The organism is Nonomuraea sp. NPDC050783, assembly GCF_040802095.1.
Taxonomy (GTDB): Bacteria; Actinomycetota; Actinomycetes; order Streptosporangiales; family Streptosporangiaceae; genus Nonomuraea.
In genome coordinates, this window is sequence record NZ_JBFAHK010000001.1 from 983,299 (window position 1) to 999,851 (window position 16,553).

18 protein-coding genes, 1 tRNA gene and 1 riboswitch are annotated in these 16,553 nt (G+C 72.7%); of the genes, 6 read left to right on the forward strand and 13 right to left on the reverse strand.

The window, feature by feature from the left end; genetic code table 11:
- Positions 1-21: 21 nt before the first annotated feature.
- Positions 22-351 (reverse strand): DUF3618 domain-containing protein, encoded by a 330-nt coding sequence (locus tag AB0H75_RS04565; protein WP_367790230.1) that lies wholly within the window; start codon positions 349-351, stop codon positions 22-24.
- A gap of 112 nt (positions 352-463) precedes the next feature.
- On the opposite strand from AB0H75_RS04565, the gene bcp reads away from it, so the two are divergent.
- Complete coding sequence (gene bcp / locus AB0H75_RS04570; RefSeq protein WP_367790233.1) at positions 464-937, forward strand: thioredoxin-dependent thiol peroxidase; 474 nt, start codon at positions 464-466, stop codon at positions 935-937.
- Between the two features lie 231 nt (positions 938-1,168).
- Positions 1,169-1,241 (forward strand) — tRNA-Leu (locus tag AB0H75_RS04575).
- Positions 1,242-1,263: 22 nt separating this feature from the next.
- Here the strand turns inward: AB0H75_RS04575 and AB0H75_RS04580 are convergent.
- Positions 1,264-1,791 (reverse strand): hypothetical protein, encoded by a 528-nt coding sequence (locus AB0H75_RS04580; RefSeq protein WP_367790236.1) that lies wholly within the window; start codon positions 1,789-1,791, stop codon positions 1,264-1,266.
- A 164-nt stretch (positions 1,792-1,955) separates the two neighbouring features.
- Between AB0H75_RS04580 and AB0H75_RS04585 the strand changes: the two genes are divergently transcribed.
- The 4 genes from AB0H75_RS04585 to AB0H75_RS04600 all read left to right on the forward strand — a co-directional run bounded on the left by AB0H75_RS04585 (position 1,956) and on the right by AB0H75_RS04600 (position 7,167).
- Positions 1,956-3,125 (forward strand): sensor histidine kinase, encoded by a 1,170-nt coding sequence (locus AB0H75_RS04585; protein WP_367790239.1) that lies wholly within the window; start codon positions 1,956-1,958, stop codon positions 3,123-3,125.
- Between the two features lie 14 nt (positions 3,126-3,139).
- A complete protein-coding gene (locus AB0H75_RS04590; protein WP_367790242.1) occupies positions 3,140-3,790 on the forward strand; it encodes a response regulator transcription factor in 651 nt (216 codons plus the stop codon).
- A 109-nt stretch (positions 3,791-3,899) separates the two neighbouring features.
- Positions 3,900-4,640, forward strand: coding sequence for an ABC transporter ATP-binding protein (locus AB0H75_RS04595; protein WP_367790245.1), 741 nt, complete (start codon positions 3,900-3,902; stop codon positions 4,638-4,640).
- 1 nt (position 4,641) lies between these two features.
- Entirely contained in the window at positions 4,642-7,167 is a 2,526-nt protein-coding gene (locus AB0H75_RS04600; protein ID WP_367790248.1) for an ABC transporter permease, read from the forward strand.
- A 117-nt stretch (positions 7,168-7,284) separates the two neighbouring features.
- Here AB0H75_RS04600 and AB0H75_RS04605 read toward each other — a convergent pair whose 3' ends face one another.
- From AB0H75_RS04605 to AB0H75_RS04655, 11 genes are all read right to left on the reverse strand, one after another.
- Positions 7,285-7,554 (reverse strand): hypothetical protein, encoded by a 270-nt coding sequence (locus AB0H75_RS04605; protein WP_367790251.1) that lies wholly within the window; start codon positions 7,552-7,554, stop codon positions 7,285-7,287.
- Positions 7,551-8,498 carry a toxin glutamine deamidase domain-containing protein gene (locus AB0H75_RS04610; protein WP_367790254.1) on the reverse strand — a complete coding sequence of 316 codons (948 nt, stop codon included), beginning with the start codon at positions 8,496-8,498 and terminating at the stop codon, positions 7,551-7,553. Before AB0H75_RS04610 ends, AB0H75_RS04605 begins: the two co-directional genes overlap by 4 nt.
- 78 nt (positions 8,499-8,576) lie before the next feature.
- Positions 8,577-8,837: a hypothetical protein gene (locus AB0H75_RS04615; protein ID WP_367790258.1), complete on the reverse strand. Its 261-nt coding sequence runs from the start codon at positions 8,835-8,837 to the stop codon at positions 8,577-8,579.
- On the reverse strand, positions 8,830-9,030 hold the full coding sequence (locus AB0H75_RS04620) for a hypothetical protein (protein ID WP_367790261.1): 201 nt from the start codon (positions 9,028-9,030) through the stop codon (positions 8,830-8,832). The genes AB0H75_RS04615 and AB0H75_RS04620 overlap by 8 nt, the downstream gene beginning before the upstream one ends.
- 46 nt (positions 9,031-9,076) lie before the next feature.
- Positions 9,077-10,453 (reverse strand): L-serine ammonia-lyase, encoded by a 1,377-nt coding sequence (locus AB0H75_RS04625; RefSeq protein WP_367790264.1) that lies wholly within the window; start codon positions 10,451-10,453, stop codon positions 9,077-9,079.
- Between the two features lie 58 nt (positions 10,454-10,511).
- Complete coding sequence (gene gcvH, locus AB0H75_RS04630; RefSeq protein WP_367790267.1) at positions 10,512-10,904, reverse strand: glycine cleavage system protein GcvH; 393 nt, start codon at positions 10,902-10,904, stop codon at positions 10,512-10,514.
- The gene (gene gcvT / locus AB0H75_RS04635) at positions 10,901-11,986 is read right to left on the reverse strand and encodes a glycine cleavage system aminomethyltransferase GcvT (RefSeq protein ID WP_367790270.1); all 1,086 of its coding nucleotides are present in this window, start codon (positions 11,984-11,986) and stop codon (positions 10,901-10,903) included. The genes gcvH and gcvT overlap by 4 nt, the downstream gene beginning before the upstream one ends.
- 130 nt (positions 11,987-12,116) lie before the next feature.
- Positions 12,117-12,214: riboswitch (glycine riboswitch) on the reverse strand.
- A gap of 76 nt (positions 12,215-12,290) precedes the next feature.
- Entirely contained in the window at positions 12,291-12,983 is a 693-nt protein-coding gene (locus AB0H75_RS04640; protein WP_367790273.1) for a gamma-glutamyl-gamma-aminobutyrate hydrolase family protein, read from the reverse strand.
- Between the two features lie 13 nt (positions 12,984-12,996).
- Positions 12,997-13,761, reverse strand: coding sequence for a 3-oxoacyl-ACP reductase (locus tag AB0H75_RS04645; protein WP_367790493.1), 765 nt, complete (start codon positions 13,759-13,761; stop codon positions 12,997-12,999).
- Positions 13,762-13,769: 8 nt separating this feature from the next.
- A complete protein-coding gene (locus tag AB0H75_RS04650) occupies positions 13,770-15,110 on the reverse strand; it encodes an aldehyde dehydrogenase (protein WP_367790276.1) in 1,341 nt (446 codons plus the stop codon).
- 25 nt (positions 15,111-15,135) lie between these two features.
- A complete protein-coding gene (locus tag AB0H75_RS04655; protein WP_367790279.1) occupies positions 15,136-16,494 on the reverse strand; it encodes a glutamine synthetase family protein in 1,359 nt (452 codons plus the stop codon).
- Positions 16,495-16,553: the final 59 nt, after the last annotated feature.

Here is a 16,553-nt window from a genome sequence, read left to right on the forward strand (position 1 = left end):
GCGCCGCCCGCGCCGCCCGAGTCAGCGGCGCCGGCGGCGGCGCCACAGCATGACGGCCGCGGTCACCACCAGCACCGCGCCCACCCCGATGAGCACCGGCGCCAGCTCGGGCCGCTCGTCCTTCCACACCTGGTCGGGGTCGTCGGCGTGGTCGACCGGCCGCGGCGTGACCCCGAGCGCGTCGCCCACGGACGCCACGAAGTGCCCGGCCCTGGTCTTGACGTCGGCCACCGTGCGCTCGGCGACCCGCTTGGGGCTCACCCGGTCGGCGATGGCGTCGACCGTCCGCGCCAACTCGGCGCGCGTGCGCGCGATCCGCCGCTCCAGCTCGTCGGGATCGGTGTCTGCCATGGCTCTCCTCTCGACCGTGTGCACCCGGTCGTGATCAGTCTGTCAGGTCCTGGCGCGGTACGGCACGCCGGCCGGGCGGTAGGTTTGCGGGAAGAACTCGAGGAGGGCCCACATGACCGAAACCAAGCTCGCGCCCGGCGACGCCGCGCCCGAGTTCACGCTACCCACCGCCGGCGGCGGCACCGTCTCGCTGGAGGACTACCGCGGCAAGCGGGTGATCCTCTATTTCTACCCTGCCGCGATGACCCCGGGCTGCACCAAGCAGGCCTGTGATTTCCGCGACAATCTCGGCCGGCTGACCGCCGAGGGTTTCGTCGTGCTGGGGGTGTCGAAGGACAAGCCGGAAAAGCTGGCCAAGTTCGCCGAGCGCGACGGGCTCACCTTTCCGCTCCTGTCGGACCCGGAGCTGACGGTCCACAAGGCGTACGCCGCGTACGGGCTGAAGAAGCTGTACGGCAAGGAGATGCAGGGCGTCATCCGCTCGACGTTCGTCATCGACGGCGACGGCAAGGTGGAGCAGGCGCTCTACAACGTGAAGGCCACCGGGCACGTGGCGTCGCTGACGAAGAAGCTGGGCCTGGCCTGAGCCGGGGCGGGCCCCGGCGGCGGCCGGAGGCCGGAGGCCGGGGCGCCGGAATGCCCGCCTTTACGGCTGGAAGTGGTTATGCGCGGGAAATGCCGGTGTCGCTTTTCCGGGCGAGGCGGCGTGTAAGATTGGCGGACGTGGCAGGGGAGGTCGTCGACACTTCCGCCTCCTGTGCCTGAATTGCCATTCCTCCGCCGACGAAAACGTCGCAGGTGAGGGCGGGCAATCAAAGGGGTCGTAGCCCAATGGCAGAGGCGCAGTCTTTAGGTGGCTGTTAGTGTGGGTTCGAATCCCACCGGCCCTACGGTCAGCCGATCCCGGCGGGTTCAGCCGGTCCGGGTCGGCCCGGTGTCCGGCAGGCCCATCTCCGGCGGCGCGGGCACCACGCAGACAGTGCCGCCGTTTCCTGGGCCGTTCTCAGGGCCGTCCTCGGGGGCGACGTCGTCGGGCAGGCAGAAGCGCACGCCCCCGCGCGGGCCCATGAAGCCGCGTTGCGGGCCGTCGCCGTCGCGGTACTCCCCATACGTCACCCGGTGATCGTGCCGGCCGGACAGGTCGCCGATCACCGCCACCGCCGTGCCGCCGAGCAGCGCGCCGAGGACGAGGCCGATCAGGCCGGCTCCGGCGACCCGGGCGCTCCCGCCACGCGGGCGGTCACGGAAGGGGCCGGAGGTCCGCTCCCAGCCCGCTCCGGCCGTTCCGGACGAGGGGTACACGGCCGTGGGGTAGTCGAGAGGCTTCGGGGGCAGCTCGCCGTACTTCAGGCGGGGTGCGCCGTAGGCGTCCGTGGGGGCTGGGTCGCGCGGTGCTTCCTCTTCACCGCGCGACCCGGCGTCGCGATCATGATCCGCCATCACGATCTCCCTTTACTCGCCCGCTGAAGGGGCGCTCCCGGTATCCAGAGTGCAGCAAAGGCCGTAAGCCCCGCGTAAGACTCATCGGTCTGCGACCTGGGTCGTAGGCGGACTTCCACCTCCAGACGGACCAACGTTGTTTCGCGCGTACATATCGTGAGGATGTGTTCGGCAGGGTGCGGACGTGGTCACGACGTCACGAGAAGCTGGCGAGCGTCCTGCGGGTCGCTCCCCTGGCGGCGCTGTGCGGCCTGCTGGCCGTGCCGTACGCGGTCAACCTCCCGCCCGGCGGCGGCGTGTACCTCGGCGTGGCCGGCTACCTGGGCCTGTCGGCGGTGCTGCTGGCCCCGCTGCTGTGGCTGGAGCGCCCGATCCCGTCCTTCGCGCTGATCGCGCTGGTCTGCTTCGGCCAGTGGCTGGCGGGCGTGAACCCGCTGCCGGCCAACCTCTCGGTGCTGGTGGCGCTGTGGGCGGTCGCCTACCGGTGCTCGTTCCGCTGGGCGCTGGCCGCCGGGCTGGTGGCCGAGCTGGGGATCTTCATGGCGCTGGTCACCTGGCAGCCGCCGACGTTCGGCACGTTCTTCAGCGGCTCGATCTTCGTGGTCACCATCTGGCTGTTCGGCCTGTACGCCAGCACCCGCCGCCGCTACCTGGAGGGCCTGGAGGAGCGCGCCGAGCGGGCCGAGCGCGAGCGCGACCAGCAGGCCAGGATGGCCGCCACGGCCGAGCGCGCGCGCATCGCCCGGGAGCTGCACGACGTCGTGGCCCACAACGTCAGCGTCATGGTGGTCCAGGCCGACGGCGCCGGCTACGCCCTCGACAGCGACCCCGAGCAGGCCCGCCAGGCCGTACGGACCATCTCCAAGACCGGCCGGGCCGCGCTGGCCGAGATGCGCCGCCTGGTCGGCGTGCTGCGCGACGGCGAGCACCCCGACACCGACTACACCCCCCAGCCGGGCCTGGACCAGCTTGAGGAGCTGGTGCGCGGCGCGGGCGTGCCCGCCCGGCTGGCGGTCGCCGGCGCGCCCGGCGAGCTGCCCGAGGGGCAGCAGCTCGCCGTTTACCGCATCGTCCAGGAGGCGCTGACGAACGCGCTCAAGCACGGCGGCCCGGACGTCCGCGCGCTGGTCGAGATCGACTACCGCGGCCCCGAGCTGGTCGTGCGCGTCACCGACGACGGCAGGGGCGCGGGCGCGCCGCGCGGCCACGACGGCCACGGGCTCATCGGCATGCGCGAGCGGGTCGGCATGTACGGCGGGGCGGTCTCGGCCGGCCCGCGCCCCGGCGGCGGCTTCGAGGTGCTCGCCCGGCTCCCCATGGCCAGGGCGGCGTGAACGGAGGCGGCACGGTGATCAGGGTGATGCTGGTCGACGACCAGGAGCTGCTGCGGGCCGGCTTCCGCATGGTGCTGGGCGCCCAGCCGGACATCGAGGTGGTGGCCGAGGCCGGCGACGGGGCCACGGCCCTGGAGCTGCTGGCCACGACCGAGGTGGACGTCGTGCTCATGGACGTGCGCATGCCCCACATGGACGGCGTCGAGGCCACCGGCCGCATCGACGGGCCGAAGGTGCTCATCCTGACCACGTTCGACCTGGACGAGTACGCCTTCGCCGCGGTCAAGGCGGGCGCGGCCGGCTTCCTGCTGAAGGACGTGCCGCCGGACGACCTGGTCAGCGCCATCCGGCACGTGCACGCCGGCGACGCCGTGGTGGCGCCGCCCACGCTGCGGCGCATGCTGGACCGCTTCGCCGCCCAGCTCCCGGCGTCGGAGCCGGTCGCCGCGGCCGGGCTGACGCCGCGCGAGCGCGAGGTGCTGCTGTCGGTGGCGCGCGGCCTGTCCAACGCCGAGATCGCCGCCCGGCTGGAGGTCGCGGAGGCGACGGTCAAGACGCACCTGGGGCGGGTGCTGGCCAAGCTCGGGCTGCGCGACCGGGCGCAGGTGGTGGTGTACGCGTACGAGGCCGGGCTGATCGTGCCCGCGCCTCGGCCGAAAGTCTGACCGGGGTCATCCGGAGTCTCAGGTGAAGTCCCTCCTCAGGGCCCAGGGACGGCGGTTTTTCCGCTTCTAGCGTTGGTCGCGTCCACGAACCCGCGACAAGGAGCGAGAAGTGACCCTCACCCAGGCCCCGCCCGCCGTGGTGGCCACAAACCTGACCAAGGTCTACGGCCGGGGCGACGCCGCCGTGCACGCCCTCCGCGACGTCACCGTGTCCTTCGGCACGGGGGCCTTCACCGCCATCATGGGGCCGTCCGGGTCCGGCAAGTCCACGCTCATGCACTGCCTGGCCGGGCTCGACACCGCCACCTCAGGAACGGTCCACATCGGCGAGGCCGAGGTGACCGGGCTGAACGACCGGCAGCTCACCCTGCTGCGCCGCGAGCGGATCGGCTTCGTCTTCCAGGCGTTCAACCTGCTGCCCACGCTGACCGCCGAGCAGAACATCCGGCTGCCGCTCGACATCTCCGCCCGCCAGGCCGACCAGGTGCTGTTCGACCGGGTGATCGACACCGTCGGGCTGCGCGAGCGGCTCGGGCACCGCCCCGCCGAGCTGTCCGGCGGCCAGCAGCAGCGCGTGGCCGTCGCCCGGGCGCTGATCAGCAAGCCGCAGGTCATCTTCGCCGACGAGCCCACCGGCAACCTCGACTCGCGCAGCGGCGCCGAGGTGCTGTCCTTCCTGCGTACGTCGGTGCGCGAGCTGGGCCAGACCATCGTCATGGTCACGCACGACCCGGTCGCGGCCTCCTACGCCGACCGCGTGGTGTTCCTGCGCGACGGCGAGCTGGTCACCGAGGTCACCGCGCCCACGCCGCAGTCCGTGCTGGACACGCTCGTGAAGCTGGAGGCGTGAGATGGTGCGGACGGCACTGGCCGGGCTGCGCGCGCACCGGCTGCGGCTGCTGCTCACCTCCCTGGCGATCGTGCTGGGCGTGGGGTTCATCGCGGGCACGTTCGTCCTGAACGACACCATCCAGGCGGGCTTCTCCCAGCGGGTCACCGCCGACGCCGACAAGGTGGACGTGGCCGTGCTGCCGAAGGACCGCGACGACGGCGTGCTGCCCGAGCGGGTGCTGGAACGGGTGCGCGCGCTCGACGGCGTCACCGACGCGCAGGGCCTGATCCGCGCGCCCGCGCCGCTGCTCGGCAAGGACGGCAGGGTCGCCGGCGGCACCCCCACCACCGCGATCAACGTGGTACGCGGCCCGCTGGCCCGCACCGCCATCGTCGCCGGCACCGGCCCCGGCACCGACGACCGGGCCGCCGTCCTCGACGAGAACACCGCCCGCCTGCACGGCTTCCGGCTCGGCGACGAGATCACCGTGCTCGGCCCCGAGCAGGAGCGGCACGCGTTCAAGCTCGTCGGGCTCCTCGACCCCGGCGTGGACCAGGAGCTGGCCTACACCGGCGCGGTCGGCCTCACCACGGCCGCCGCGCAGCGGGTGACCGGCGCGAAGGGCTACCGCGAGATCGACGTCGCGGGCGGCGCCGGGCTGGAGGGGGCCGGGCTGAAGCGGGCCGTCGCGGCCGCCGCCGGGGGCGCCGGCGTGGTGCGTACCGGCGAGGAACTGGCCGCCGACCTCGCCCGCGCGGCCGGGCTGGAGATGCGCACGCTGACCGTGGGGCTGCTGCTGTTCGGGGTGGTGGCGATGATGGTGGCCGCGCTGGTCATCTACAACACCTTCACCATCCTGGTCGCCCAGCGCGTGCGCGAGATGGCGCTGCTGCGCTGCATCGGGGCCACGCGCGGGCAGGTGTTCGGCTCGATCCTGGTGGAGTCGGCCGTGGTCGGCCTGCTCGCCTCAGGGCTCGGCCTGGTGACCGGGTACGGGCTGGCGGCGCTCGCGCTGGCCGTGCTGGCCGCCCTCGACGCGCCGCTGCCCACCGACGCCGCCGTCACGCTCGCCCCCGCCACGATCGGCGTCGGGCTGGCCGTGGGCCTGGCCGTCACCGTGGGCGCGGCGCTGCTGCCCGCCCGGGCGGCCACGCGGGTGCCGCCGGTCGCGGCGCTGCGCAGCCAGGTCGAGGAGCAGGCGTTCCGCACCGGCGCGGCGCGCTGGGGCTTCGCGGCGCTGTTCCTGCTGGCCGGGGCGGGCACGACCGCGTTCGGCGTGTGGGGGATGCCGGCCGGGCAGCCGCCCACGTTGTTCGTGGTCATGGCCGGCGGCGCGCTGACCTTCCTGGCCGTGCTGATCCTCGGGCCGGTGCTGGTCAAGCCGCTCAGCGCGGTCGTGGGCTGGCTCCCCGGCCGGCTCGCCGGGGTGCCGGGCCGGCTGGCGCTGGACAACTCGGCGCGCAACCCGAAGCGGGCGGCCACCACGACCGTCGCGCTCACCATCGGGGTGACGCTGATGACGCTGATCTCGGTGCTCAGCGCGTCCACCCGGGTCACCGTGTGGGCCAAGCTCGACCAGCAGTTCCCGGTGGACTACCTGCTCAGCGCGCAGGGCGGCGAGGCCGGGGTGCCCCGGTCGGTGGCCGAGGGGCTGCGCGCGGCGCCCGAGCTGGACTCGGTGCTGCAGATCCGCGAGACGCCGGCGAAGGTCGCCGGGCCCGCCGGGGGAGCGCGGTCGTACGACGTCGGGACCTTCCACGGGCCCGTCACCCCCGGGGTCGTCTCCGGCTCGATGGCGGGGCTGTCCTCGGGCGGGCAGGTGGCGCTGCTCGACTACGCGGCCCAGGAGCTGGGCGTCGGGGTCGGCGACACCGTGCGGCTGCGGACCGGCCTGGCCGGGACGGTGCCGCTGCGCGTGACCGCCGTCCTCAACGGCGAGAACGCGACCCTGCCGCCGCTCACCGTCGCCGAACGCGCCTTCGACACCTACTTCGAGCGGGTGCCCGACTCCCGGGTGATGATCAACATCCGGGACGGCGTGCCCGCCGACCGGGCCAGGAACGTGGTGCGGAGCGCCGTTGCCGCCTACCCGACGGTGCTGTTCAGCAGCTCCACCGAGGTACGCGGGCAGTTCGACGAGACCCTGGACATGCTCCTCATGATCGTCACCGGGCTGCTGGGGCTGGCGATCCTGATCTCCCTGCTGGGCATCGCCAACACGCTGTCGCTGTCGGTCCACGAGCGCACCCGGGAGTCGGCGCTGCTGCGGGCGCTGGGGCTGACCCGGCCGCAGCTCCGGCGGATGCTCTCGGTCGAGGCGCTGGTGCTCGGGCTGATCGGGGCGCTGGTCGGGGTGGTGCTGGGCGGCGTGTACGGCTGGGCCGCGGTGATGGCGATGCTGGACGGGGCGGTGCTGTCGGTGCCGGTGTGGCAGGTCGTGCTGTTCGTGGCGCTGTCGGGGGTGGCGGGCGTGGTGGCGTCGCTGGTGCCGGCGCGGCGGGCGGCCCGGGCGTCGATCGCCGGCTCCCTCGCGGCGGGCGGCTGAGCCCGGTCCCAGGTGAGGGGCGGGCCGGGCGAGGGGCGGGTCGGGCGAGGGAGGGCCGGGTGAGGGAGGGCCGGGTGAGGGCGGGCCGGCGGGGACGGGCTCGGGTGAGGGGCGGGCTCAGCGGGGGATGGGGCCGGGCCACAGCTCGGCGACCGTCTCCGGGTCCAGCAGCGGGCGGGCCACCACCTCGCCGGTGTTGCGGTCGATGACGACGCAGCCGCCGCCGATCGCCTCCGGCAGTCGGGCGGGGTCGTCGGGGTCGAGCTCCCGCACCCAGGCGACATATCCGTCGTGGAACCCGTACACGCCCACCGAGACGGCCTCCCCGGCCGCCCGCGCCCCGTTGAAGTACTCCTCGGCCAGCGCCCGCGCCTGGTCCAGGTTCACTGCGGCCTCCCCTGCCGGTCGAGGACCACGCAGAACACCCCGGTCACCGTCGTGTAGGGCGGCTCCACCGACATGTGCCCCCGCTGCGCGTCGATCCAGATGACCTCGCCGTCGGCGTTGACCGCGTTCCAGGCGTGCGTGCCGCCGCCGGGCCAGCGCACCACGATCACCGCGGCCGCCCCGTGCCCGGCCTCCAGCAGCCGCCGCGCGATCATCGGGTACGCGTGCCGCCCCTGCCCCGCGTACTCCAGTCGCTGTCCGACCCACCGCTCGATCCTGGCCGTGCTGCCGCGCTCGCCGGTGAGCACCGGCCGGCCGACGCGGTCGTGCTCGGGCAGCCGGGCCGCGGCCGAGGCCGGCTCGCCGTGCCAGGTGGACAGCACCGCCAGCGCGCAGTCGGCCGCGTTGGCGGCGCGGAACGGGTCGTCCGCGGGGCCGCCGCCGTTGATGAGCCTGATCCAGGTGCCCCGGGGGTCGGGGAAGCGCGACCCCGGGGGCAGCGCCTCCATCAGCTCCCGCTCCACCTGCGCGTCCGGTTGCGCCAGCCCGCCGGGCACGCCGTACGGCCGGCACTCGGCGAGCCTGGGCGGCCGGTGCGGCCGGTCGAACCAGTCGTCCCCGGCCCCGCCCCCGGCCCTGTCCTCGACCCCGATCCCGGCCTCGACCCCGATCCCGGCCTCGACCCCGATCCCGGCCTCGACCCCGATCCCGGTTGTGGTCCCGGCGGTGACCCCGGCCGTGATCCCAGCCGTGATCACGGCCGCGGGCCCGGCTCCCGTGACGTGCTCGTCCGGGGCCGGCGCCCGCCCGTCCGCCTCGGCGGCCCGCTCGTAGTCGAGCCACCGCATCCCGTCACCGACGACGGGGTTGTACCGCTCCTCGGGAAGGACCCGCCGGACGCTCGGCTTGCGCTCGCGGAACACGGCCTGCCTCCTGTCATCCATCGTCACCGATGGTAGATGGGCCGTCACGAGGAGGAGCGGGAATGGGGAACTTCCGCATCCAGGAGCAGGCGATACGCGTCAGAGATTCGGGCGGACCACCTGGATGGTGATCACTTCTGCGCCCTCGTGCAGAGTGACCGTGTACCAGATGGTCACGTCGTCGCTGACGAGATTCAGCTCGTAGGCGTCCGGAACGCCCTCCATAGGATCGGCGAGCGTGGGTCGCGGTTCGTCCAGAAGGGTGAAGATGGCGAGCTGAACGGACCTGCGCAGGCTCTCGGGCAGGGTCTCGATCTGTTCCCATGCGCGCTCGGGGAAGGCGATGCGCCGGTCAGCCAACGATGCCCCATTCGGCCGCGAGCTCCTCGCGAGTGAACGTCCGGACGTGACCTGGGTCGGCCGCGTTGTCCATGATGGCCCGCATGGCCTGCTGTCGCCCCACTTCCCGGCGTAGGCGCCGGACCTCGGCCTTGAGCGCCTCGTACTCGTCACGAGGAATGGTGACGACCTCGTCATGGTGATGCATCGTCATGTGTTCACGCTACCTGTTCCCCCCGATCTCCACGGCGGTGCGGTCGTCAGCATTCGATGACGTTGACGGCCAGGCCGCCGCGGGAGGTCTCCTTGTACTTGTCGAGCATGTCGCGGCCGGTGTCGCGCATCGTCTTGATGGCCTTGTCCAGGGCCACGAAGTGGCGGCCGTCGCCGCGCAGGGCGATCCTGGCCGCGGTGATGGCCTTGTTGGAGGCGACGGCGTTGCGCTCGATGCACGGGATCTGGACCAGGCCGCCGATCGGGTCGCAGGTCAGGCCCAGGTTGTGCTCGATGCCGATCTCGGCGGCGTTCTCCACCTGCTCCGGCGTCCCGCCCATGACCTCCGTCAGGCCGGCGGAGGCCATCGAGCAGGCCGAGCCGACCTCGCCCTGGCAGCCGACCTCGGCCCCGGAGATGGAGGCGTTCTCCTTGAACAGCACGCCGATCGCGGCGGCCGTCAGGAGGAAGCGGATGACGCCCTCGTCGTCGGCGTGCGGGACGAACCGGGTGTAGTAGGTGAGGACGGCCGGGATGATGCCGGCCGCGCCGTTGGTGGGGGCGGTGACGATGCGGCCGCCGGCGGCGTTCTCCTCGTTGACCGCCAGCGCGAACAGCGTCACCCAGTCCATCGCCTGCAGCGGGTCCTTCTCGGGCGGCTCGGACTGCAGGCGGCGGTGGAGCTGGTTGGCGCGGCGCTTGACCTTCAGCCCGCCCGGCAGCACGCCCTCGCGCGTGATGCCGCGCCGCACGCACTCCTGCATGACCCGCCACAGGTTGAGGATGCCCGCGCGGATCTCCTCCTCGGTGCGGCCGAAGGCCTTCTCGTTCTCCATCATCAGGGCGGAGATCGACAGGCCCGTGTTGGAGCAGTGCTTCAGCAGCTCCTCGCCCGTGGTGAACGGGTAGGGCAGGACGGTGTCGTCGGGCTTGATGCGGCCGGCGCCGGTGGCCGTCTCGTCCACCACGAAGCCGCCGCCGACCGAGAAGTAGACCTTCTCCCGCAGCTTCTCGCCGCCGTCCGCGTACGCGGTGAAGCGCATGCCGTTGGGGTGCTCGGGGAGCGAGATCTTGCGTTCGAAGACGAGGTCGTCGCCCACCACGAAGGGGATCTCGTGGCGGCCGTACAGCGTGACGGTGCCCGAGGCGCGCATGGCGGCCAGGCGCTCGTCGATGGTGTCCACGTCCACCAGCTCCGGCTTCTCGCCCGACAGGCCCAGCAGGACGGCCTTGTCGCTGCCGTGGCCCTTGCCGGTCAGGCCGAGGGAGCCGTACAGGATGGCCTCGACGCGCGCCACCCGCTCCAGCAGGCCGTCCTCGTGCAGGCCGCGGGCGAACTTGTGCGCGGCCGCCATCGGGCCGCCCGTGTGGGAGCTCGACGGGCCGATGCCGATCTTGAAGAGGTCGAAGACGCTGATCGCCATTGATGTGCGCCCTTCTGGAGAGGCCGGGGCCCGCGGTCCGGGGCCCCGGCTGTGTGGATCAGGATTCGCTTCCCGAGATGAGGGCCGCGTACTCGTCGGAGGAGAGCAGCTCCTCGGGGTCGCCCTCGACGCGCACCTTGAACATCCAGCCCTCGCCGTACGGGTCGTTGCCGACCAGGGCCGGGCTGTCCACGACGGCCTGGTTCACCTCCACGATCTCACCGCCGACGGGGGTGAAGATCTCGCTCACCGACTTGGTGGACTCGACCTCGCCGACCGAGGCGCCCTCCTCGTAGGTGGTGCCGACGTCGGGGAGCTGCACGTAGACGACTTCACCAAGCTGCTCGACGGCGTAGGCCGTGATGCCGATGGTCACGACGAGACCGTCGTCGAGACCGGCCACCCACTCGTGCTCCTTGGTGTAGCTCAGGTCGTCCGGGATGTTGCTCACTTCTTCCTCCTGTAAAAGGGCAGCTCTACCAGGTCCACAGGTTCATGGCTGCCCCGGATGTCTACCGCCAGGCCTGTCGAGACGCCGGCGTCCACGTAGGCCATCGCGATGGGCTTGCCCAGGGTCTGGGAGGGCGCACCGCTGGTGACCTCGCCGACGACGGCGCCGTCCTGCGTGACCGGGTAGCCGTGGCGCGGCACCCGGCGGCCCCGCGCGACCAGGCCGACGAGGCGGCGCCGGGGCTGGTCGTCCTTGACCGCCTCCAGTGCCGACCTGCCGACGAAGTCACCGGGCTTGTCGAATTTCACCACTCTGCCCAGCCCCGCGTCGAACGGGGTCAGCTCGGCGCTCAGCTCGTTGCCGTAGAGCGGCATGCCGGCCTCCAGCCGGAGCGTGTCGCGGGCGGACAGGCCCGCGGGCCGGAGGCCGTGCGGCTCGCCGGCGGCGGTGAGGGCGTGCCAGAGCGGCACGGCGTCCTGGTTGGCGACGAACAGCTCGAAGCCGTCCTCGCCGGTGTAACCGGTGCGGGCGATGAGCGCCTCGCGGCCGTCCACCAGCGCGGGCAGGCCGGCGTAGTACTTGAGCCCGTCGAGGTCGGCGTCGGTGAGGGTGGCCAGGATCCGCTGCGCGTGCGGGCCCTGGACGGCGATGAGGGCGTAGCGGTCGGAGCGGTCCTCGACGGCCGCGTCGTACGCCTTGCCGCGCTCCTGCAGCTCCCGGGCCACGTCGCGGTAGTTGGCGGCGTTGGCCACCACCATGAACTCCTCGTCCCCGAGCCGGTAGACGATGAGGTCGTCGAGCACCCCGCCCCGCTCGTTCACGATCATGGTGTACCTGGCCCGGCCGACGGCCAGCGCCGACAGGTGGCCGACCAGCGCGTGGTCCAGGGCCTGGCCGGCCTGCGGGCCGGTCACGAAGATCTCGCCCATGTGCGAGAGGTCGAACAGCCCGGCCGCCTCGCGCACGGCCCGGTGCTCGGCGGACTCGCTGCCGTACCGGACGGGCAGGAGCCAGCCGGCGAAGTCGGTGAGGGTGGCGCCGAGGCTCTGGTGAACGTCGCGTAGCGGTGTCGGTCGGGACATTAGTCGCACCTCAGGACAGGAGTGGATGCCAGCATCCTCCCCCTCTGTCATCGATGCCTGAGAGCTTCGCCCGGACTTTGCCGGACTTTCACCTTCGGCGAGGCCCACGGGCCTGCTTTCCAGAGGACACCTGCTCCGTGCGGTCCTTTGCCTTGAGAGGTTCGCGGGGAGGGCTTGCTCCTTCAGGGACCCTGACCGGCTGTCAGGGCACTCTCCCGCACGGTTTCGTCGGTGATGTCCGTCAGCCTAGTGCCGCGACGGGGGTGTTGTCGCGCACGGGACGCGGCGAACCCCCGCGCCCGGCTCAGCAGGCCGCGACCAGCGCCTCGAACAGGGCGCAGTCCTCGGCCGCCTCCGGGTGCCACTGCACGGCCATCGCGAACGGCGCCGCGTCCAGCTCCACCGCCTCGACCGTGCCGTCCCCGGCGCTCGCGGCGACGGTCAGGCCGGGGGCGAGCCGGTCCACCGCCTGGTGGTGGTAGTGCGGGACGGCCAGCGGGTCCGCGCCGACCGCCTTGGCCAGGCGGCTGCCGGGCACGGGCGTGACCGGCAGGTGGCCGAACACGCCGGGCCCCGGCGCGTGCCCGGAGTGCCCCACCACGTCGGGCAGGTGCTGGTGGAGGCTGCCGCCGAGGGCCACGTTGAGCACCTGGAGGCCCCGGCACACCCCCAGGTAGGGCAGCCCGGCCTCCAGCGCCCGCGCCAGCAGCGCGAACTCGGCCTCGTCGCGGAAGCCGCGCACGTAACCGGTGCGCTCGTGCGGCTCGGCGCCGTACCTGGCCGGGTCGATGTCGCCCCCGCCGGCCAGGACGAGCCCGTCCAGGCCGCGCAGGGCCTCGGCGGGGTCGCCGGCCGGCGGCAGCACGACGGGCTGCCCGCCGGCCCGCACCACCTGCTCGACGTACATGTACGGCAGCAGCGCCACGCGCACGTCCCGCCACACGGTGAACGTGGCGGGCTCCACGTAGCACGTGACGCCGATGAGGGGCCGTCCCATGACCGCGAACCTCCTAGAGCGGCGTCACGTAGGCGCCGCTGATGCCGCCGTCCACCAGGAACTGGCTGGCCGTGATGAACGAGGCGTCGTCGCTGGCCAGGAAGGCCACCGCCGCCGCGATCTCCGACGCCTCGGCGAAGCGCCCGAGGGGCACGTGCACCAGCCGCCGCTGCGCCCGCTCCGGGTCCTTGGCGAACAGCTCCTGGAGCAGCGGCGTGTTCACCGGCCCCGGGCACAGCGCGTTGACCCGGATGCCCTCGCGGGCGAACTGCACGCCCAGCTCGCGCGACATCGCCAGCACCCCGCCCTTGGAAGCGGTGTAGGAGATCTGCGAGGTCGCCGAGCCCATGACGGCCACGAAGGACGCGGTGTTGATGATCGAACCCTTGCCCTGCCGCCGCATGTACGGGATCGCGTGCTTGCAGCACAGGTAGACGCTGGTGAGGTTGACCTCCTGGACGCGGCGCCAGGCGTCCAGGCCGGTCTCCAGGATGGAGTCGTCGTCGGGCGGCGAGATGCCGGCGTTGTTGAAGGCGATGTCCACGCTGCCGTAGGTGTCGTGCGCCGTGGCGAACACGCGGGCGACGTCGTCCTCGCGGGCCACGTCCGCCCGTACGAACAGGCCGCCGACCTCGCCGGCCGCCTTGGTGCCCGCGTCCTCGTCGATGTCCACGCAGACGACCCTGGCGCCCTCCTCGGCGAACCTGCGGGCCGTGGCGAGTCCGATGCCGCTGCCCGCCCCGGTGATGACGGCCACCCGATCCTGCAACCGCTGCACTTGCTTCCTCACTCCCAGGAGATGAAGACGTTCTTGGTCTCGGTGAAGGCCGCCAGGGCGTCCGGGCCCAGCTCCCGGCCGAGGCCGGACTGCTTGAAGCCGCCGAACGGGGTCCAGTAGCGGACCGACGCGTTGGAGTTGACCGACAGCGCGCCCGACTCGACCGCCCTGGCCACGCGCAGCGCCCGCCCGACGTCGCGGGTCCAGATGGAGCCGCTCAGCCCGTACGGGGTGTCGTTGGCCAGGCGCACGGCGTCGGCCTCGTCGGTGAAGCGCGCCACGGACACCACGGGGCCGAAGATCTCCTCGGTGAAGGCCGGGTCGGTGACCTCGGGGGTGAGCACCGTCGCGGGGAACCAGTAGCCCTTGCCCTGCGGGCACTCGCCCTGCAACCAGGGGTCGGCGACGAACCCGCGGACCCGCTCCAGGTGCTCGGCGCTGATCAGCGGGCCCATCTCGGTGGCCTCGTCGAGCGGGTCGCCGACCTTGACGCCGCGCACGGCGGGGGCCAGCAGCGCCATGAACGCGTCGTACACCTCGGCCTGCACCAGCAGGCGGGAGCGGGCGCAGCAGTCCTGGCCGGCGTTGTCGAAGACCGCGTACGGCGCCGCCGCGGCCGCCTTCTCCAGGTCGGCGTCGGCGAAGACGATGTTGGCCGACTTGCCGCCCAGCTCCAGCGTCACCCGCTTGACCTGCGCCGCCGCCTTGGCCGCGATCTCCTTGCCGACCTCGGTGGAGCCGGTGAACACGATCTTGGCCACCTGCGGGTGCTCGACCAGCCGGGCCCCCGCGACCTCCCCCGCCCCGGGCAGGACCTGGAGCACCCCTTCGGGGAGGCCCGCCGCCAGGGCCAGCTCGGCCAGCCTCAGCGCGGTCAGCGGGGTCCATTCCGCCGGCTTGACGACCACCGTGTTGCCGGCCGCGAGCGCGGGGGCCACCCCCCACGACAGGATGAGCATCGGGAAGTTCCACGGCACGATCACGCCCACCACGCCCAGCGGCTCCTGGAAGGTGACGTCCACGCCGCCGGGCACCGGGATCTGCTTGCCGTGGTTGCGCTCGGGGGCGGCGGCGTAGAAGTGCAGCACGTCGCGGACCGCGCCGGCCTCCCAGCGGGCGTTGCCGATGGTGTGCCCGGCGTTGTCCACCTCCAGCCTGGCCAGCTCCTCGGCGTGCTCGCCCACCAGGTCGGCGAAGCGGCGCAGCAGCCGCGCCCGGTCGCCCGGGGCCACCTCGCGCCAGGCCGGGTACGCCTTCCTGGCGCGCTCCACGGCCCGGTCCACCTCGGCCGCGTCGGCGAGCTCCACGTCGGCGAGGATCTCCTCGGTCGCGGGGTTGACGATCTTCATGCTCACATCCGTCCGGACTTCATGCTCACATCCGCTCGAAGCCGCGGAACAGCTCCCAGTCGGTCACCGCCGCGTCGAAGGCGGCCAGCTCCACGCGCGCGTTGTTGGCGTAGTGCTCGACCACGTCCTCGCCGAACGCCTCGCGGGCCAGCTTCGACCCCTCGAACAGGGCCAGCGCGTCGCGCAGCGTGTGCGGCACGGTGGCGGCCCCGGAGGTGTAGGCGTTGCCCTCGTACGGCTCCTCCAGCGGCAGCTCCGCGTCGATGCCGTGCAGCCCGGCCGCGACCAGCGCGGCCACCGCCAGGTAGGGGTTGACGTCGCCGCCGGGCACCCGGTTCTCCACGCGCAGCGAGGGCCCGTGGCCGACCAGGCGCAGCGCGCACGTGCGGTTGTCCACCCCCCACTTGACGGCGGTCGGGGCGAAGCTGCCCGGCACGTAACGTTTGTAGGAGTTGACGTTGGGCGCCAGCAGGAGGGTCAGCTCGCGCAGGCAGGCGAGCTGGCCGGCGATGAAGCGCGACCCCAGCTCCGACAGCCCGTACGGCCCCGCCCCGGCCATCACCGGCTCGCCGCCGGTCGAGCGCAGGGAGATGTGGATGTGGCAGGAGTTGCCCTCGCGCTGGTTCGGCTTGGCCATGAAGGTGATCGAGCGGCCCTCCTGGGCGGCGATCTCCTTGGCGCCGTTCTTGTAGATCGTGTGGTTGTCGCAGGTGCGCAGCGCCTCGTCGTAGCGGAAGGCGATCTCGTGCTGGCCCAGGTTGCACTCGCCCTTGGCGGACTCGACGTACATGCCGGCGCCCTCCATGTCGCGCCGGATGCGGCGCAGCAGCGGCTCCACGCGGGAGGTGCCGAGGATGGAGTAGTCGACGTTGTAGAGGTTGGCCGGGGTCAGGTCGCGGTAGCCGCGCCTCCAGGCGTCCTCGTAGGAGTCCTCGTGGACGACGAACTCCAGCTCGGTGCCGACGTAGGCGGCCAGGTCGCGCTCGGCCAGGCGGGCGAGCTGGCGGCGCAGGATCTGGCGGGGCGAGGCGGGCACGTCGCCGCCGTCCTCCCAGGTCAGGTCGGCCATCAGCATCGCGGTGCCCTCCAGCCACGGCACCCGGCGCAGCGTGGAGAGGTCGGGCTTCATCACGAAGTCGCCGTACCCGCGGTCCCAGGACGACATCGTGTAGCCGGGGACGGTGTTCATGTCCACGTCCACGGCGAGCAGGTAGCTACAGCCCTCGGAGCCGTGGTGCAGCACCTCGTCCAGGAAGTAACGCGCCGAGAGCCGCTTGCCCTGGAGCCTGCCCTGCATGTCGGCGACGGCCAGGAGGACCGTGTCGATCCGGCCGGCCGTCACCCCGTCACGCAGCTCTTCGACGCTGAGGAAGCCTTCGCTCACGTCCGGGTCGCTCCGATCTGGCCTGAGGCGCTTTCCCGTTGATTGGGCTAGTCTCAGAC